The 17,959-nt window shown below is 63.5% G+C and carries 17 protein-coding genes, 2 tRNA genes and 1 pseudogene; 11 read left to right on the top strand and 9 right to left on the bottom strand.

Annotation, left to right across the window (positions count from 1 at the left end; translation table 11 throughout):
* The 3 genes from V3H18_RS14580 to V3H18_RS14570 form a co-directional block, all read left to right on the top strand.
* Window positions 1–783: TrmH family RNA methyltransferase (locus V3H18_RS14580; protein WP_332082797.1), on the top strand; the 783-nt coding region annotated here is incomplete at its 5' end.
* Between the two features lie 81 nt (window positions 784–864).
* Window positions 865–940: transfer RNA gene (locus V3H18_RS14575), tRNA-Thr, on the top strand.
* Window positions 941–1,059: 119 nt separating this feature from the next.
* A tRNA-Ser gene (locus tag V3H18_RS14570) sits at window positions 1,060–1,149 on the top strand.
* Between the two features lie 182 nt (window positions 1,150–1,331).
* On the opposite strand, the gene V3H18_RS14565 is transcribed toward V3H18_RS14570, so the two are convergent.
* Both V3H18_RS14565 and V3H18_RS14560 read right to left on the bottom strand, forming a co-directional pair.
* Entirely contained in the window at window positions 1,332–2,225 is an 894-nt protein-coding gene (locus V3H18_RS14565; protein WP_332082796.1) for a WcbI family polysaccharide biosynthesis putative acetyltransferase, read from the bottom strand.
* Complete coding sequence (locus V3H18_RS14560; protein ID WP_332082795.1) at window positions 2,222–3,241, bottom strand: GSCFA domain-containing protein; 1,020 nt, start codon at window positions 3,239–3,241, stop codon at window positions 2,222–2,224. Before V3H18_RS14560 ends, V3H18_RS14565 begins: the two co-directional genes overlap by 4 nt.
* Before the next feature lie 263 nt (window positions 3,242–3,504).
* Between V3H18_RS14560 and V3H18_RS14555 the strand changes: the two genes are divergently transcribed.
* Complete coding sequence (locus V3H18_RS14555) at window positions 3,505–4,518, top strand: DUF4331 family protein (RefSeq protein ID WP_332082794.1); 1,014 nt, start codon at window positions 3,505–3,507, stop codon at window positions 4,516–4,518.
* 129 nt (window positions 4,519–4,647) lie between these two features.
* Here the strand turns inward: V3H18_RS14555 and V3H18_RS14550 are convergent, their stop codons facing one another.
* Complete coding sequence (locus tag V3H18_RS14550) at window positions 4,648–5,031, bottom strand: YidH family protein (RefSeq protein ID WP_332082793.1); 384 nt, start codon at window positions 5,029–5,031, stop codon at window positions 4,648–4,650.
* A 117-nt stretch (window positions 5,032–5,148) separates the two neighbouring features.
* On the opposite strand from V3H18_RS14550, the gene hflK reads away from it, so the two are divergent.
* From hflK to V3H18_RS14535, 3 genes are read left to right on the top strand one after another with little or no spacing between them, the layout of a single operon-like run.
* Window positions 5,149–6,279, top strand: a complete 1,131-nt coding sequence (gene hflK / locus V3H18_RS14545; RefSeq protein ID WP_332082792.1) for an FtsH protease activity modulator HflK — start codon at window positions 5,149–5,151, stop codon at window positions 6,277–6,279.
* A complete protein-coding gene (gene hflC, locus V3H18_RS14540; RefSeq protein ID WP_332082791.1) occupies window positions 6,276–7,202 on the top strand; it encodes a protease modulator HflC in 927 nt (308 codons plus the stop codon). Before hflK ends, hflC begins: the two co-directional genes overlap by 4 nt.
* 56 nt (window positions 7,203–7,258) lie before the next feature.
* Entirely contained in the window at window positions 7,259–8,743 is a 1,485-nt protein-coding gene (locus tag V3H18_RS14535) for a Do family serine endopeptidase (RefSeq protein WP_332082790.1), read from the top strand.
* 77 nt (window positions 8,744–8,820) lie between these two features.
* Here V3H18_RS14535 and serB read toward each other — a convergent pair whose 3' ends face one another.
* Window positions 8,821–9,774 (bottom strand): phosphoserine phosphatase SerB, encoded by a 954-nt coding sequence (serB, locus tag V3H18_RS14530; RefSeq protein ID WP_332082798.1) that lies wholly within the window; start codon window positions 9,772–9,774, stop codon window positions 8,821–8,823.
* 27 nt (window positions 9,775–9,801) lie between these two features.
* Here serB and miaA point away from each other — a divergent pair, with 27 nt between their 5' ends.
* The gene (miaA, locus tag V3H18_RS14525) at window positions 9,802–10,749 is read left to right on the top strand and encodes a tRNA (adenosine(37)-N6)-dimethylallyltransferase MiaA (protein WP_332082789.1); all 948 of its coding nucleotides are present in this window, start codon (window positions 9,802–9,804) and stop codon (window positions 10,747–10,749) included.
* Here miaA and V3H18_RS14520 read toward each other — a convergent pair.
* On the bottom strand, window positions 10,706–11,530 hold the full coding sequence (locus V3H18_RS14520) for an RMD1 family protein (protein ID WP_332082788.1): 825 nt from the start codon (window positions 11,528–11,530) through the stop codon (window positions 10,706–10,708). The genes miaA and V3H18_RS14520 overlap by 44 nt on opposite strands.
* Window positions 11,531–11,651: 121 nt before the next feature.
* On the opposite strand from V3H18_RS14520, the gene fdxA reads away from it, so the two are divergent.
* The gene (fdxA, locus tag V3H18_RS14515; protein ID WP_332082787.1) at window positions 11,652–11,990 is read left to right on the top strand and encodes a ferredoxin FdxA; all 339 of its coding nucleotides are present in this window, start codon (window positions 11,652–11,654) and stop codon (window positions 11,988–11,990) included.
* Between the two features lie 752 nt (window positions 11,991–12,742).
* On the opposite strand, the gene V3H18_RS14510 is transcribed toward fdxA, so the two are convergent.
* Window positions 12,743–13,042, bottom strand: a complete 300-nt coding sequence (locus V3H18_RS14510) for a hypothetical protein (RefSeq protein WP_332082786.1) — start codon at window positions 13,040–13,042, stop codon at window positions 12,743–12,745.
* A gap of 10 nt (window positions 13,043–13,052) precedes the next feature.
* Between V3H18_RS14510 and V3H18_RS14505 the strand changes: the two genes are divergently transcribed.
* The gene (locus V3H18_RS14505) at window positions 13,053–13,877 is read left to right on the top strand and encodes a CarD family transcriptional regulator (RefSeq protein ID WP_332082785.1); all 825 of its coding nucleotides are present in this window, start codon (window positions 13,053–13,055) and stop codon (window positions 13,875–13,877) included.
* Window positions 13,878–13,959: 82 nt separating this feature from the next.
* Here V3H18_RS14505 and V3H18_RS14500 read toward each other — a convergent pair whose 3' ends face one another.
* The 3 genes from V3H18_RS14500 to V3H18_RS14490 form a co-directional block, all read right to left on the bottom strand.
* On the bottom strand, window positions 13,960–14,841 hold the full coding sequence (locus tag V3H18_RS14500) for an RNA polymerase factor sigma-32 (protein WP_332082784.1): 882 nt from the start codon (window positions 14,839–14,841) through the stop codon (window positions 13,960–13,962).
* 130 nt (window positions 14,842–14,971) lie between these two features.
* Window positions 14,972–16,411, bottom strand: coding sequence for a M48 family metalloprotease (locus tag V3H18_RS14495; RefSeq protein WP_332082783.1), 1,440 nt, complete (start codon window positions 16,409–16,411; stop codon window positions 14,972–14,974).
* Between the two features lie 16 nt (window positions 16,412–16,427).
* Window positions 16,428–17,216: a thermonuclease family protein gene (locus V3H18_RS14490; protein WP_332082782.1), complete on the bottom strand. Its 789-nt coding sequence runs from the start codon at window positions 17,214–17,216 to the stop codon at window positions 16,428–16,430.
* A 285-nt stretch (window positions 17,217–17,501) separates the two neighbouring features.
* Between V3H18_RS14490 and V3H18_RS14485 the strand changes: the two are divergent.
* Window positions 17,502–17,959 (top strand): annotated as a pseudogene (locus tag V3H18_RS14485) (tol-pal system protein YbgF); the annotation flags it as partial.

The following is a 17,959-nucleotide window of genomic DNA, read 5'->3' as shown; positions in this document are numbered from 1 at the left end:
CCGCCCAAAGACCGCCGCCCGCAGACGCATCGCGGCCCGCCCGAAGCTCGCGGGCCGTTCCGCCCGCCCTCGCCCGAGGTCGTCGCGCTCTATGGCGCGCATGCGGTGCGCGAGGCGCTTGCTTGCGGCAAGCGCAAGCTGCTGACGCTCTATGCCACCGAAGCCGCCCTGCCCCGCATCAAGGATCTGGCGCAGGCGGCGGGCCTTGAGCCGCGCCTCGTCGACGCGCGCGATCTCGCGCGGCGCCTCGGGGAAGAGGCCGTGCATCAGGGGCTGCTCCTCGAAGCGCGCCCTCTGCCCGAGGCGGACATTTCCGACATCGTCAGCGAAAGCCGCGTCGTGCTGGCGCTGGACCAGATCACCGATCCGCAGAATGTCGGCGCGATTCTGCGCACGGCCTGCGCCTTCGGCGTCGACGCCGTGCTCCTGACCGAGCGGCATAGTCCCGAATTCTCGGGCGCCCTCGCCAAGGCCGCGTCGGGGGCGCTCGAGCATGTGACGATCGTCGCGGTGGTCAATCTCGCCCGCGCGCTCGAAGATCTCTCGAAACGCGGCTATCTCGTCGTCGGCCTCGATTCGGAAGGCGACCAGTCGCTGGCGGAGATCGCGCTCTCGAAGCCGCTCGTCCTGGCGCTCGGCGCCGAGGGCAAGGGGCTGCGCCGGCTGACGCGCGAGCGCTGCGACCTCGTCGCGCGCCTCGATCTGCCGGGTCCGATCAAGAGCCTCAATGTCTCGAACGCCTGCGCCGCCGCGCTGAGCGTGTTGTCGATGCGGCTTGGCTGAAAGATTGCGGGATTGACCTTCACATGAGCTTTCCCGCATACAGGCGTCCGTCGCGCGCCGCGCGCGCCTTCGCCGCCCGATGCCGGTTTAGCTCAGCTGGTAGAGCAACTGATTTGTAATCAGTAGGTCGCGGGTTCGAATCCTGCAACCGGCACCAGCGATGTTCCCTTGCCAGCCCCGTGGCCCGGATCAATAGGAGATTTGCCGCCTTCCCTTGCCAATAGGGGAGCGCTTTGGCATATGTCGGCGCTCCCCGGCGTCGGCTGCGGGAGCGACGGAGACGTGGCCGAGAGGCTGAAGGCGACGGTTTGCTAAATCGTTATAGGGGAAACCCTATCGTGGGTTCGAATCCCACCGTCTCCGCCATCCTGCCAGATTGGCCTCTCTCACGCGTTAATCCGCGCCGCGGTCGTCCAATTGCGGCCCGCCGCATCGCATATGGGCTTTGGTTTGGCGAAGCGGACGAGAATGGCTCCGATGAAAACTCAGCACGCAGGTTTGTTTGGTCCTTGGCGACAAAAACCAGGCGGAAAAGGAAGCGTTCGATTTCAGGCCGTAACATATTCTGAAACAAGACTCTTCTCGATTATTGCTTTAGTTCTCGCAATATGCGGAGAGATTTGGATCGAGTCGGACGCCCGCTCATAAGCTTCATAACATCCCTCAATCATCTCCCCCAGCGAAATAGTCCCAGCGGCGCCGGCAGGCTTGAACAACAGACTCCCCTGCACCTTCAGGCGTTCAGCAAGCTCTGGATACACTGGCCAAATCGTATTGCTCGCGAGATTGTCACGTTCCAGGCGAATCAAACTCGGGGGGACGCCAATCCGCGCGGCGATAAGCTTTGCAAGCCCTTCTAGCGCGAAGGCGACCGGATGATTGATGGTATGCATGAATGACACGCCTTGATTAAGCCATGCGGTCACGCTGCTGCTTAGATCCATGCCGCATCTGCGGCTATATTCTTGAAGAGAAGAGAAAGCCTTATTGGCTTCATCAAAATATCGAAGCTGCTGATAAACGTAGGCGTTAAACAAACGCTCCGTCCGCCTCGCCGGCAAGCCGAGCATAAAGGCGGCAACAATCAGGGCGGATGAATAATCTCCTGCCGGCGTTCTAATAACCTTCGACGAGGCGTTTATAATTGCTGTGCAATCAGGATGAAACCCTGTAAAAGCCAAGCTTGGGATCACAATCACATTAGGAGAAATATCTTGCAACCTGCTCAATCGATAGGGAGCGTATTCGGGTAATAGACCAATGACCTCAATATTCTGAATTACAATCCAGTCAAAGCTTGGAAGCCTCGCCGCTTCTGTTTCCGTGCGACCAGCGGTTCTCAACTCTGCGAGTGAAAACGGCTCCGCTTCCACGTAGCCGGAATGGCGGAGTGCTTCAACTATGCCGCTAATTTGGCAATTGCCGATCACGGCGACCTTCATGCGCCGCTCCCGCCTATTGCTTCTTCATCGCATATGACGTTCGCCACAGCTTTCATGCGACTGACATCCTCGGCGCCGAGCTCAATTGCGCCGATGGGGCTTTCAGGCGTACGGCCGGCCTCCGCCTCCGTCAAGAAATGACGGCGAAATACGGTCATCACTCGTCGCACTCCCTCCTCGGTAACTGACCTCAAATCGTCCGCGAAATTAGGCGGTCTATATCCGCCGGCCATGATGATTTCGTATGATGGAAAATAGGCCACTTGTTCCGGCCGATATTTGCAAACCTCTTCGGCCGCCACGCGAAGGGACGCCTTGCTCGACGTCGTCGACACGAGGACATGCCGATTTTCAAAGGTCGCGACGAGAGGCACGGGCGAAACCGTGAGAATGACTTTGACGCGCGCGTTTATCGCCAGAAGCTTATCGATGAATTCTTTCAAATCCCCAATCATCGAAATCGCCTCGAAATTGACGCTTCGCGCCTGGGACTCCTCCACACCAACAACGCCCGGAGCGAGCGGGAAGACCGCGCCGTCCGCTTGCGACACCCAGGCTTCTGTGAGGCCAAGGGTGAATATGAATACGGCGCATCGTTCGAACATCCTTCGTACGGCGGCGAGATGAGCCTCTCGATCTGCGACGACCTGGTCGGGCGAAGCAAATCCGCCCTGTTGAATCCGAGGTCTGAATGGGTCCAGCGCGGCGCCGTTGTTTCTCGCCCAAACCAGTTCGCGCGGCTCAAAAAGCCCATAGGCGCGGTCGAAAAGCTGCAGCAATTGGCGGATCGTGTAAATATTGCCAAAGCGCGCCGAAAACACCCCAAAGTTCTCATCCGTCGCGCCCGGAGTAAGGGGGCGCTCTTCCGTCACGAGATAATTGAACCTTTCGAATGACAAGGCGCGAGAAATATGTTGCGCGAAACAACTTCCCGCGGTCGCGACGGCTTCGTTCTTAGAAATATAAAAAGGGAGATGGGTAACGGGATCGAAATGCTCGGTATGCGCTTCCGCCATACCTGTCCGCCAGAATGTATAGGGCAGATGCGCCGCGTATGGGTTTGTCAAATCCATCGCCTTTCTGGGTAATATTTTCCGGCGACGCGCCGGCGTCAGCCGCTTCTGCAATATTCTAATATTAGCTTAGTCCGTATGTATCCCCCAGCAAAGCCGGGGACTTGGCGACTCACGACTGGCTCTAGGCGTTACGCGCATGTAACTTGGCTAGGCAATGGTTGGGCCTTACATAACGCCTGTCTTAGCATCTCAAGGGAAAAGACATGTCCAATCATTTTACCGGACTGAGCCTCGGCCCGCCGCTCGGCGATCAACGACTCGACCTCTGCGATCTCTATGCGTTCCAGTCGCCGAACGACCCGACGCGGACCGTGATCATCCTCAACGCGAATCCGTCAGCCGATGAATTTCATCCCGATGCGATCTATCGTCTCAACATCGACAATGACGGAGATTGCCTGACGGACGTGGCGTTCAGCTATGTGTTCTCTCAGCCTCAAAATGGGAAGCAGACCGCAAGCGTCTATGTGGCGAAAGGCGCGGAGGCCCGCTCGCCCGAAGTCGTCGGAACGAAGATCATCGCCGACGCCGAGGTCTCCCTCGGCCCTGTCCCCAATATCGTCAAATCGGGTCCCTATACTTTCTTCTCTGGGAGCCGCAGCGACGCTTTCTTCTTCGATTTCGACGGCATTTTCGCGCTCTATGACACTTCCGGGGGCAGAAATTTCACGGCGCCGCATCTCGGCGGCAAGTCTCCCTGGACCGGCAAGGATGCGAACACGGAAGCCAATGTGCTCTCCACGGTGATCGAAGTGCCGACGAGCGAGATCGCGTCCGATCCCGTCATGCGCATTTGGGGACGATGCAGCCTGCGCCGCGACGGCGCGCTCGTTCACGTCGACCGAGCCGGCCATCCATCGGTGAGCAGCTTCTTCAACACCGACGAGACCAAAGAAGAATATAACGCCAGCGAGCCGGTCAATGATCGCGCGCGCTGGCTCGAAATGTTCATCCATCTGATGGGACATACGGGCGATTACACCCGCGACGAAGCCATCGCCGCGATCGACGCGCACGCCATTTTGCCCGACATGCTGAGCTTTAATCCGTCGCAGCCGGCGAAATATCCCAACGGCCGCGTTTTTACGGACGATGTCATTGACTATCGGCTGGCCTTTCTCTCGAAAGGCGACATCCCGCCTTCCGGATTGAAGCCGCATACGGATTTACTTGCCGAATTCCCCTATATCGGCACGCCGCATCCAAAGAAGAGCTAGTTAACGGCTTATCTGCATTTGGGCGATTCCGCCCAAATGCAGCGTCATCTCGTCGCGCCGGCAGCGCGCAGTCGATTTTTTGGATGCGTCGAGCGGCGCCCTAGCCGGCGCCATGCGTTTTAGCCTCTCTCAACTGACCGTGAGATAGGCGCTGAAGGCGGCGACGCCGACCACCAATATGCCGAGCAGAATGAGGCTGCCCCGCGTCGCGCTCATCGGATGCGGGACGTCTTCCGACAACAAACGGGCCGTATGGATAAACCGGACCGTCGCGACGAGGATGAGCGCCACCCCGACGCCGACAAGCTCCGCGCCCCCGTAACGGCCTGCGCCGCTCGTGAAGCGAAGAAGGCGCGCGCTCATTTGGGGGTCGGCCACGACGTCGATGATCGTGAGCAGGAAAAGATTGAACCGCTCGACGACGATGCCGAGCGCGATAATGGCGACGCCGGTGCGCACCCAAGCGAGAAAAGTGCGCTCATTGGCGGCGGCGTTGGCGTAGTCCGGGATCATTGCGCAGTCTCCCTCGCGCATTCGCCCCGCGCGTCATTGCGGCGGCGGGAGCGAATGCCTATAACATTGATGGCATACAGATGAGCGGCCGCCAGGCCAGGATACGGTGCGAGCGAGATGCCCTGGAGCAATCAAGGCGGCCCACGCAATCAGAACAATAGTCCGTGGGGCCAGCCGGGAGGCCCATGGGGACAGGGTCCCGGCGCCCAGCCGCCGGACCTTGAGGAGCTGCTGCGCCGCAGCCAGGAGAGCCTAAAGAAGTTTTTGCCAAGCGGCTTCGGCGGGGCGGGGCTTGCGATCCTCGCGCTCGTCGCCGTGCTCGCCTGGCTGCTCTCGGGCCTTTACACGGTCGGGCCCAATGAGATCGGCCTCAATCTGATCTTCGGCAAATACGTCGGGAAGACCCAGGCCGGCCTCAATTATAATCTGCCGGCGCCGATCGGCTCGGTCATCAAGCTCGCGGTCACCGACCGCAACATCACCGACGTGGGATTCCGCGAAGAAGGCCTCGAAGGCCGCCGGCGCGGACCGGCGCCGGGCGCGCGCGGTCCCGAAGCGCCCGAAGAAAGCCTGATGCTGACGGGCGACGAAAATATCGCCGACGTGAAATTCCGCGTCATCTGGCAGATCGACCCGGCCAAGCCCGAGGACTACGCCTTCAACGTCGCCAATCAGGCAGGGACGGTGAAGGCCGTGGCGGAAAGCGCCATGCGCGAGATCGTCGGCCAGACGCAAATCCAGAAGATTCTGACCGCCGACCGCAAACTGATCGAGCCCGCCAGCCAGGCCTTGATGCAGAAGGCGCTCGACGAATATCACGCCGGCGTTCTGGTGTTGCAGGTGCTGCTTCTTTCGGTCGACCCGCCGCAGCAGGTGATCGCCGCCTTCCGCGACGTGACCGCCGCGCAGCAGGATTTGCAGCGGCTCGGCAATGAGGCGGAAGCATACGCCAATCGCGTGGTGCCCGAGGCGCGCGGCGGGGCGGCGCGCATCCTGCAGGAGGCGGAAGCCTACCGCGAGCAGATCGTCGCCGAGGCGAGAGGCCAGGCGTCGCGCTTCGAGCAGATCTACGCGCAATATAAGAACGCGCCGGCCATCACCCGGCAGCGCCTCTATATCGAGACGATGGAGCGGGTCCTGGGCGGCGCGGACAAGGTCATTCTCGACGATCCGTCCAAAGGCGGCGCGAGCGTCGCGCCCTTCGTGCCGCTGCCCGCCTTCGCGCCCTTCCAGGGAGGCCACAAGTGAGATCAGGGCTTCTCTTCGCGCTCGCCGTCGCGTTGCTCATCGTCGTCGTCGGCCTCGGCGGCGCCTTGTTCACCGTGTCGCAGACCGAGCAGGCGCTGGTGCTGCGCTTTGGCGAACCAGTCGCCGGGCGCGGCCTCATCACCCAGCCCGGGCTGCACTTCAAAATTCCGCTGATCGAAAATGTCGTCACCTTCGACAACCGCATTCTCGACGTGGAAAGCCCCAATCTCGAAGTGCTCGCCTCCGACAATCAGCGCCTCGAGGTCGACAGTTTCATCCGCTATCGCATCATCGACGCGCTGCGCTTCTATCAGACAGTCAACAGCGTCCTCGGCGCCAATAATCAGCTCGGCTCGGTCCTGAACTCGGCCGTCAGGCGCGTGCTCAGCGAAGCCAATCAGCAGCAGATCGTGAAGGAAGAACGCGCGCGGCTGATGACTGAAATCAAAAAGCAGGCCGACAAGGAAGCGCGCAAATTCGGCGTCGAAGTCATCGACGCGCGCATCCGCCGGGTCGATCTTCCGCAGCAGATTTCCGAAAAGGTCTTTGGCCGCATGCAGACCGAGCGGCAGCGGGAAGCGGCGGAATATCGCGCGCAGGGCTCCGAACAGGCGCAGAAGATCACGGCGAAGGCGGATCGCGACGTGATCGTGCTGAAAGCCGAGGCGCAGCGCCAAGCGGACCAGATGAAGGGCGAAGGCGACGCGGAGCGCAACCGCATCTTCGCGGAAGCCTTCGGCAAGGATCCCGACTTCTTCGCCTTCTATCGGTCGATGCAGGCTTATGAGAACGCGTTCAAGCCGGGAGAGACCCGCTTCCTTATCAGCCCGCGTTCGGAATTCTTCCGTTTTTTCTCGGCGCCGGAGCCGAGCCCCGCGCTGAGCGCGGAACTCCCGTCTCCGGACCAGCCCCAAAAAAAATGAAACGCAAGCGCGCCCGCTAACGCGCGCCGATCGTCATGTCCCAGGAGACAGCGCCTATGATGTCCGTGCTTCGTCGCGCCGCAAGAGCGGCCCTTGCGACCGCGCCCCTCTTATATCTCCTCGCCGCGCCGGCGCAGGCGAAAGGCCCCGACTCGCTTTCCGATCTTTCGGCCCAGGTCTCCGACGCCGTCGTCAATATTTCGGCGACGCAGACCGTCGACGCCAAACGCGGCGGCAGGAGCGACGGTCCAAACCTCCCGCCCGGCGTTGGGCCCGGCGCGCCTTTCGACGATCTCTTCGAGGAGTTCTTCAGGCGCCGCGGCCAGGGCATGCCCGAGGCGCCGCGCCAGCGCAGATCGAGTTCGCTCGGCTCCGGCTTCGTCGTCGATCCTGCGGGAATCATCATCACCAATAATCACGTCATCGCCGACGCCAATGAGGTGACGGTGATCTTCAACGACGGACAGAAGCTGAAGGCGGAAATTCTCGGCAAGGACCAGAAGGTCGACGTCGCCGTCCTGAAGGTGAAGCCGGAAAAGCCGCTCAAAGCGGTCAAATTCGGCGACAGCGACAAGGCGAAGGTCGGCGATTGGGTGCTCGCCGTCGGCAATCCCTTCGGCCTTGGCGGCTCCGTCACCGCAGGCATCGTCTCCGCGCGCAACCGCAACATCGATAGCGGTCCCTACGACAATTACATTCAGACCGACGCGTCGATCAACAAGGGCAATTCCGGCGGCCCGCTGTTCAACATGGACGGCGAGGTGATCGGCATCAACACCGCGATCCTGTCGCCGTCCGGCGGCTCGGTCGGCATCGGTTTCGCAACGCCGGCGAATACGGTGCAGCCCATCGTCGAGCAGTTGCAGCAGTTCGGCGAAACGCGGCGCGGCTGGCTCGGCGTGCGCATCCAGAACGTCGACGACGCCATCGCCGAGACCCTCAATCTCGGCGCGGCGCGCGGCGCGCTCGTCGCCGGCGTCGACGACAAGGGTCCGTCGAAAGCCGCCGGGCTGAAGGCGGGCGACGTGATCGTAAAATTCGACGGAAAGCCGATCAAGGAATCGCGCGATCTTCCCAAGCTCGTGGCGGCGACGCCGGTCGGCAAGGACGTCGAGCTCGTCATTCTGCGCGGCGGCAAGGAGCAAACGAAGAAGGTCAAGCTCGGCCGGCTCGAAGACGGCGAAAAGGTCGCGACGCGCGATACTGGCGCGGAAAAGCCCGAACCGGCCGGGCCAGCCCCGCAGAACGCCCTGGGCCTGGAGCTCTCGCGCCTCTCGGACGAATTGCGCGCGCGCTTCCAGATCAAGGACACGGTGAAGAGCGGCGTCGTCATTACCGGCGTCGATCCGCGGTCGGAAGCCGCCGAGAAGCGCCTGCAGGCGGGCGAGATTCTCCTCGAAGTGAATCAGGAGGCGGTGAACGATCCCGCCGACGCGGTGAAGAAGATCAAGGCGCTCAAGGATGCGGGCAAGAAAACCGCGCTCCTCATCGTCGCCAACGGCCAGGGCGACGCGCATTTCGTTGCGCTGCCGGTGGATTAAAACCTCTCCCCGTCTCGCGGGGAGAGGTCGCGCGAAGCGCGGGTGAGGGGCTTGGGGTATGACCGCCGGCTTAAGGGCTAATCCCCATGCCCCTCACCCTGCCCTCTCCCCGCGCGCGGGGAGAGGGTCTGTTCCACAAACTCCTCGCGCCGGTAGCCCTGCGCGTAAAGCAGCGCGGTCAGATCGGCGAAGTCGACGCGCGCATGCGCCGCCGCCGCCACTTTCGGCTTGGCGCGATAGGCGACGCCGAGCCCCGCTTCGCCGAGCATGTCGAGATCATTGGCGCCATCGCCGACAGCGAGCGTTTCCTCGCGCGATAGCCCATAGGCTTCCCGCAGCTCTTCGAGCGCCGCGCGTTTGGCCGCCCGCCCCAGCACCGGCGCCAGCACCGACCCCGTCAATTTGCCGTCCGCGATCTCGAGCCGGTTGGCGCGGGTCTCGTGAAAGCCGATCAGCGCCGCGACAGGCTCGGTGAATTGCGTGAAGCCGCCGGAGACAAGCGCCGTATGCGCCCCCTGCGCGCGCATCGTTCGAACGAGCATACGGGCGCCGGGAGTCAAGGTAATGCGCGTCAGGAGCGTCTCGATCTCGTCGAGCCGCACGCCGGCGAGAAGGCCGATCCGCTCCTTCAAAGCGTCTTCGAAAGCGACCTCGCCGCGCATGGCGCGCTCGGTGATGGCGGCGACATGCGCGCGCAGCCCGACGAGATCGGCGAGTTCGTCGACGCATTCCTGCCCGATCATGGTCGAATCCATATCGGCGACGAGCAGTTTCTTGCGCCGGCCCTCCGGCGGCTGGACGATCACGTCGAGAAAAGCCCGCGCCGCAGCCGTATGGAGCCGCTCGCGCAGATCGTCCAGATCCCGCCGCTCGCCGGAAAGAAAAACATCGGCGGCGAGGCCGGGCGCCAGCCAATCGCGTCCGGCTTCAGCGACGCCTGCGTCGAGAAGCGCGTTCGAGAGGGCGCGGTCGTCGAGCGCCCCGCCCTGTCCGGCCACGAAGGTCGCGACATAATGGATCGGCTTTGACATCTCGCCCATTTGAGCGGCAATAGCGCCATGCCCGCGCGCGCCATCCTCATTGCAGGTCCGACGGCCTCCGGCAAGTCCGCGCTGGCGCTCAGCCTCGCGCGGCGCCTTCGCGGCGTGATCGTCAACGCCGACTCCATGCAGGTCTATCGCGATCTGCGCATCATCACCGCGCGGCCGACGCCGGAAGAGGAGCGCGCCGTCCCGCATCTTCTTTTCGGCCATGTCGACGCGGGCGTGAATTATTCCGTCGGCCGCTGGCTCGACGATTTCGCGGCAACGCTCGGCGAACTCGACGCCAACGGCCTCACGCCGATCGTCGTCGGCGGCACGGGCATGTATTTCAAGGCCGCGCTCCTTGGCCTCTCCGATATCCCCCCTGTTCCTCCAGAAGTGCGCGAGGCCGTGCGCGCGCATGCGCAGGGCAAGAGCGCGCAAGCGCTTCACGCCGAACTCTCAAAGCGCGATCCGGACACCGCCGCGAGGCTTCGCGAGACCGATCCGCAGCGCCTGCTGCGGGCGCTCGAAGTGCTGGAGGCGACCGGCAGGCCGCTCGCGTCCTTCCAGGGGCCGCGCAATGCTCCCCTGCTGGACGCCTCCCGCTGCGCCGCCTTCTTTCTCGCGCCTGAGCGAAAGATGCTTTATGCGCGCATCGACGCGCGTTTCGAGCGCATGACGCAGGCGGGCGCGCTCGAAGAAGTCGCGGCGCTCAAAGCGCGCGGCCTCGATCCGGCGCTTCCCGCCATGCGCGCGCATGGGGTTCCGCATCTCATCGCCTATCTCGACGGCCGAATGACGCTTGAGGACGCGATCCTGAGAGGTCAGCTCGACACGAGGCGTTACGCCAAGCGGCAATTCACCTTCGCCCGGCATCAATTGCCGCAGTTTCGCTGGCTCTCGGGAGAAAACGCCGAAGCGGAGATCGACGCGGCGCTCAATGACCCCGCGCGCCCCACATCTGAAACAGCGTCAGCATGATCTCCATGCCGATCAGAACGATGATCGTCCATTCCAGCCGCACGGAGCGCGCGGCGTCGATGAGGTCGGTCAGCGCACGCGCCGTCTCGCTGATCACGTCGATCTTGGCGCTGAGCGTGCGCGCGCGCGATTCGAGGTCATATTCGTCTTCGAGACGCGCATAGAGACGTTCGAGATCGGGCCGATCCCAGAGCACGTCGGGCTTGTCCTCGACGGCGACGCGGCCGGAGACGCGATGGCGCACGAGCAGCGTCTGGCCGATCAGCTCCAGCATGGCCTTGCGCTTCCAGGGCGGCCGGCCCTTGGCCGCAAGCTCGGCGGCGAAAGGCTCGATGGTGTCGAAGACGGCGTTGACGCGGGTTTCGTCGCGCGCCAGCGCGACGCTCTTCGCCAACGCGTCGGCGATCACCAGAAGCCGTTCTCCGGAGATGTCCTTGGCCACGAGGCGTCCGTCCGGAAGCGCCCTTTCGTCGCCGTCATGCGCCGTCTGGATGACGAGGGTCTCGTCCTCGGCGCGCGAGGCGCCGGCGACGCGGGCGCCGATCTTCTTGAGGACTTCATCTTCTTCGAGCGGCGACAGGCCGAAAAGCACCGCAACGCCGAATCGATAGAGCACGACGAAGCCGTTCGGGCCGACGTGAAACGCCAGAGGCGCCGTCGAGACGAGATCGGCGCGCTCAAGCCCCGTCGTGTCTATGCGCTCGCCGAGCAGCAGAGCGCGCGCCGTGATCGTCTGGGGGCCAGTGAGCGGCGCGCTTTTTGAATTTAGCGCTTCAACCATGTTGAGACCTTGTCGGTTTACGCCGCAATCATATGTCTGTTGCGCCCGTCCGCTTTTCCTTACCTTGCGTGACGCCTGCAAAACAGCTAGCTAGCGGCGAGGTCGCGGAGAGATCGCCCCCATGCCCTATGTCGTCACGGAAAACTGTATCAAGTGCAAATATATGGATTGCGTAGAAGTGTGTCCCGTCGACTGTTTCTATGAAGGCGAGAACATGCTGGTGATCCATCCGGACGAATGCATCGATTGCGGCGTCTGCGAACCCGAGTGCCCAGCCGCTGCGATCAAGCCGGACACGGAAGAGAATCTCGATCAGTGGTTGAAGCTCAACGCCGATATGGCGCAGATTTGGCCCAATGTGACGATCAAGCGCGATCCGCCTCCCGACGCCAAGGAATGGGACGGCAAGCCCGGCAAATTCGAACAGTTTTTCTCCGAAGCGGCCGGCCAGGGCGATTAAACGCCTTCGTGACGTGATTTGAGGAGATAAAGAAGTTTCCACATCCTTAATTAGATAAAAATACTCGTAAACACCGTGTTTTAGAACGCCCGGCGCCCAACGGTACGGCGCCGAACGCCGCCTTGTGCCTTTGATTTTCGCATCGGCGTGTGTTATATAATACGCCAATAATCCGCCTTGTCGAAGGGCGATCCGGCGCCACAGTTACCGCCTCGCGACGAAATCGAAAAGACTATATTTTTCGAGGCTGTCGGCCTGGAGGCCCGACGGGTCCGGCATACGGCGCTAGCAAGGTTTCCAACAGCCGCTTTCGCGGACGCGCGGCCTCACGCCGCGGCGAAAGCGATTCGTCAGGCGGCGGAGAGCCCCGTCTCCACAGCGGGGCAGCACAGGAGTAACCCGCGTATGCCCTCCAACAAAAAAGCAGGAAAACTGAGAAAAGCCTCTGCCTCCACCGCAGGGGTCCGCGCCAAGGGCCCGGCGAGCGCCTCCAAATCCTCCAAATCCGCCGCCGCGAAATCCCTCGCGAAGCGTGCGCGGACGGGAGCCTCCAAAACGGGAGCGGCCAAATCGGGGAGCCTTAAGTCCGGGGCCTCCAAGACCCGCGTCTCCCGGAAGGGCGCCGCAGGCAAGTCTTTAAGCGCCAAAGCCTCGGCCGTCCGATCGGCGCGGAGCCGCGCGGCCTCCGCCTCGCGACAGAAAAACCCCTTGAAGCCAACAACAAAGAGCGCAGCGAAACCGGCCGTGAAAAATCAAAAGCCCCAAGCGACGAACTCCAAATCCAAAACCGCAACGAAGAGCGCCGCGCGCGCATCGGCCAAATCCGTCACGGCGGCGAGCCGTCGCACGACGGCGGCCGCCGCGGCGCGCAGCGTCAAATCCGCCGGCAAGGCGGCTGCGGGGAAAGCCGCAAGCGCGAAATCGCGCGCCGCCCAGACGACGGCCAAGCGGCCGGCGAAGGTCGCGGCCGCGGCCAAGGCGGCGAAGACCACCGCGGGCAAGATCACGGAGAAGGCGAAAACTGTCGCCCCCAAGACGGCGACAGAGGCCAAGAAGCCGCTCGTGAACGAGAAGAAAGCAACCGTCGCGACGAAGCCGGAAGCGGCCAAGCCCGCTCCCGCCGTAAAGGCGCCGGTCGCTGCGCCCGCCGTCGCGCCCAAGCCTGCGGTTGCGGCCAAGCCCGTCGCCGCTCCGGCGGCGCCGATCACGGTCGTGAAGGAAAAGCCCGTCGAGGCCGCAAGACCGACGGCGCCCTCCGTCCCCGCGGCGAAGCCTGCGGGCCCGAGCGCGCCGGTCGCCAAAGCGAAACCGACGGCGTCGCAGAAGCTTGGCTTCAAACTCCATGAATTCATCGTCTATCCGGCGCATGGCGTGGGACAGATCATCGGCGTCGAAATTCAGGAGGTCGCGGGCTTCAGCCTCGAATTGTTCGTGGTGAGCTTCATCAAGGACAAGATGATCCTGAAGGTGCCTACGAGCAAAGTCGTCACCGTCGGCATGCGCAAGCTCGCCGAGGGGGGCGTCGTGGACAGGGCCCTGTCGACGCTGAGCGGCCGCGCGCGCATCAAGCGCACCATGTGGTCGCGCCGCGCGCAGGAATATGAGGCGAAGATCAACTCCGGCGATCTCATCACCATCGCAGAGGTGGTGCGCGACCTCTATCGTTCCGACACGCAGCCGGAGCAGTCCTATTCGGAGCGTCAGCTCTATGAGGCCGCGCTCGACCGGATGGCGCGCGAGATCGCGGCGGTGCGCAAGCTCATCGATTCGGAGGCGCTGAAGCTGATCGAATCCTTTCTATTGAAAGGACCGCGACGCGGCCAGAAGTCCGACGCCGATGGCGGCGAAGACGCCGCCGACGAGGCGGACGTCGACCGAGCCGCCTAGCTCCCATGCGTAAAACCCCGGAAGTCCGCTTTCGGGGTTTTTTTATTTTCCGAGGAGACGCATTGCGTCCCCTCCACTGAATTCAGACGGCGGGGGCTTCGTCCTGCCCCGCGTTCTCCTGCATGCGCGACAACGCCCGACGGAGCTTCACGAGCGCGCGGCTCTCGATCTGGCGCACGCGCTCCTTCGAGATTCCGAGCTTGTCGCCGAGCGTCTCCAGCGTGACGAGGTTTTCGGCGAGGCGGCGTTCGCGCACGATGCGCAATTCGCGCTCGGACAATATGGCGAGCGCATCCTTGAGCCAGCGCGCGCGCCTGCCAGAATCGAGCGTCTCCTCGACGACTTGGTCGGGAAGCGGCTGTCCGTCGACGAGAAAATCCATCCGCTGCGCCGAGCCTGACGAGTCGTCGTCGACGAGCTGCGCATTGAGCGAGACGTCGCAGCCTGAGAGGCGCGAATCCATCATTTCGACGTCTGCGCGCGAAACGCCGATGGCGTTGGCGATGGTCTGATAGGCGTCGACCGAATCCGAATTATGGGCTTCGCGCGCCAAACGGGCGCGCAGGCGCCGCAGGTTGAAGAAGAGCGCCTTCTGCGAAGAGCTCGTGCCCCCGCGCACGATCGACCAGTTACGCAAGACGTAATCCTGGATCGACGCCCTGATCCACCAGGTGGCGTAGGTGGAAAAGCGCACGTCGCGCTCCGGCGCGAAACGGGCGGCGGCTTCCAGAAGACCGACATGGCCCTCTTGCACCAGGTCGGCGAGAGGCAGGCCGTAGTGACGAAATTTGGCGGCTAAAGCGATGACAAGGCGCATATGCGCCGCCGTCAGCTTGTGAAGCGCTCCTCGATCGCCGTCCTGCCGCCAGGCGATGGCAAGCTCCTTTTCCTCTTCCCGCTCCAGAAACGGGGCCGAGGCTGCGGCTTTCATTAGTTCGCGCCCGAGTCCAGGCATATAGGCCATGACGCTCTCCGTGACGCGGCTCCGCTTGCGAAAAAATGCGAAAGGAGAAAATCCGCGCTTCTAGAATTGCTTTCTCTGGATAACCATCAGGCGCGGGAGTTGTTCCCGCCTCCAATAAAAATGAGAAGATTCATTCTGTTACGATTTTGTAATGTTCGCCCGGCGTGAGCGCATCGCCGGCCGACAGCCCATTGAGCAACAAGAAATATTCGGTCGGGCGGTTGGGAACGATCATGCGCGCCGCTATGGTGTCGATGGTATCGCCCGGCCCCGCCGCCACGATGGCGAGCTTGAGAGCATGGGCTTCATAGGCTTCGTCGGAGGACAGGCGCCGGAAGGATTTGATCGACTCCATGAAGCGGCGCTCGGCGTCGTCGGTCAGCTGCCGGGCGGCGAAGATCATCCGATACACGAGGTCGCCGGCCTGGATCACCGCGAGGCGGAAATTCCATTCGCCGGCGCGGGCCACGGCGGTGACGGCCGGCAATCCGTTAATCTCCATCCTGCGCACCGAGGACGCGAGCAGACCGTCGACCCAGCCCGACGCGACATAGGCTTCAAGACTGTCGTAGGAAGGGTTGCGCACGCTGTCGAGCCGCAGGGCCTCATTGTCGGCCTCGCGCACGCCAAACACCGCCTCGCTCGAATTTTCGAGCAGAAAATCCTCCGGGGCGGTGAAGGTGAAGCGCAGGCGCGGATGAATGAATTTGCGGCCGCGGACATAGCCCTCCATCGGATCGTCGCCGAAGGCGACGCCGTTGATCGCTTCGAGATAGCCGGCGCGATCCCGGACCCCTATGCCCGGCGCGCCGATTTCACGCGCGGCGGCGATCGCTTTGGCGACGCGTTCGGGCGTCGAGGGATGAGTCGACATAATGTCGAAATCGAGCGACTTCTTCTTTCCATAGAGCGCGGCGCGCAAATCGCTTGATCTCCCCAACGCGGTCAAAAAGCGCGAGGCGCCATAGGGATCGAAGCCCGCGCGCGCGATGACCTTTACGCCGGCGGCGTCGGCGTCGAGCTCCTGCTGACGGGAGAAGCTCGCCACCGACAGGCGCTGGCTGGAGCGCACCTCTTCGCCCTTCTGTCGGTTCTGGATGACCGTCGCCGCCTGCGAGATGACCGCCGCCTCGCGCTCGCGCTCGGCGCGCAGGGCGCTGTGCCGGAGCGTCACATGGGCGATCTCATGCGCCATCACCGCCGCGGCTTCCGAGGCGTCGCCCGCGAGCGCGAGGAGGCCGCGGGTGGCGTAAAGATTGCCGGAAGGAAGGGCGAAAGCGTTCACGACGGGGGTGTTGAGAATCGTCACCCGATAGGCCGCCTGTCCCGGGGTCCCGCTCGCTTCCGCGAGTTTGGCGAGAATGGCGTTGAGATAGCGCTCCGCCGCCGGCGCGTCATATTCGCCGCCGAACTGCTCGACGAGCTCCTTATGTTGGACCGTGCTGCGGTTTTCCGCCCGGGGCGTGGAGGCGGCCGGCCGCGTCGACGGCGGAGGCGTCGTGAAGAGCTGCCCCTGGCGTTCGAGTTCGGCGCAACCGGCGAGCGCGATCGCGGCGCAAGCCGCGAACAAAAGCCGCGCCGTCTCGCTAAGGCGAAGCGCCGCCCTCGAAAAATTCAATCTCGGCAGGCGTAGCGATTTCGATGCGCGGTCCAAATCCCGTCTCAACAAGCCCTCGCACGCGCGCCCGCCGCCCAATAAGCGAGCGAAGCTCGATTCCAGCGAACATAGTCAAATTGCGCCGCGAAATCACGACGGAGAAATCATCCCGCCTTTTTTGTCCGAAATTGAGGTAGACGGCGCGGCTTGTCTCGCCGACCGACCGTATGGCGCCGGCGACGATCACCATGCCCTTGCGCCGGAGCAAATCCTCGCGGGCGCCGGGCGCGCCGGGATCGATCTCGCGAAACATGGGCTGGCTCCAAAGCCCGCGCCCGGCCTCGCGCGCCGCCGCCTCGGCGGCGAGATAATCCTTGGCGCAGGGCGCGGCCGCGGGCTCGGGGCGAAAGCGGGCTTCGCCCGCCGAAAGCAGCGCCGCCGCGACCGAAACGAGCGGCGCGTCCTTCCCCTCGCCCGAGGCCGCGAAAGCGCGCGCGGATACCCGTCCCCAGCGGTCCGGCGCGGCGGCGAAGGCGCCGACGAATATGTCGCGGCCCGCGAGCCACTCGGAAAGGCGTCGATGCGCCGCCTCCCGAAAGGCCGACCCCTCCCCGGCTTTCGACGGGAATTCGAGGCCAGAGAGCGTCGCGCGCCGACCGTCGTCGAGCAGCAGTTCGAAATCCTCGTCCACCGCGGCGACAGTGGCGGGCGCGGCGCCTTCCAGCGAACAATCGCCCGTTTCGGGCGCGGGCGGAAAAGCGGCGGCGGGAGAGGACAAAAAAAAGACCGCCCAAAATAAGTAGATAAATCTCTGCGACAAAACGCCCTCATGAAAGCGATGATCGCGGCGTCGCCCGCCAAACGCCCCGATCCTAGCATTCTCCTCGCTAACGCGGCGAGGCCGGCGCGCGGCGGGTTCGGGCTCCCCCACCAAATTTTTGCGGTCGCCGCCGCGCCGCGCCTGCGCCGCCCAAATTTGGCCGAAAGAACGCCTATGCTATGGCGTCGTCAGGCAAGCGCGGCAAAAGCGACGGCCTCCGCGCTCTTCACACCTCTTGCGGCCATGCTCTCTCGTTTCGCACTCCTTCTTGCTCTCCTCCTTGGCGCGAGCGGCGCGCAAGGCTTCGAAATCTTTGGCGGCGGCCGGCAAAACGGCGACGTCATTCCCGTCCAGGGCTATGAGCGCCCGCCGGGGGGGATCAATGACGCGCCGGATTCGCCCGATCCGTCCGAATTGGTCATGCGCATCGACAGGCTCGAGCGCGACATTCGCCGACTGACCGGCCAGAACGAGGAATTGCAGCATAAGGTGCAGCTTCTCGAGGAGCAGCTGCGTCTGGCGCGGCCCGAGCCCCCACGGGCGGGCGATCCTGTTTCCCAGCCCATGCCGCTTTCGCAGCCATCGTCCCCGACCGCCGCTCCTCCGCCCGCTTCGCCCGCGCCCCTGTCCAACCCGGCGCCCGGTAGACGCGGCGACGCTTTCGATCCGGCGGCCCAGCCCACGGCGCCCGGCGCGCCGCG

Origin of the sequence: Methylocystis borbori (genome assembly GCF_036576025.1) — a bacterium.
Lineage (GTDB): Bacteria > Pseudomonadota > Alphaproteobacteria > Rhizobiales > Beijerinckiaceae > Methylocystis > Methylocystis borbori.
The sequence above is the reverse complement of the archived record's forward strand: the minus strand, read 5'-3'. Positions and strand labels throughout refer to the sequence as shown.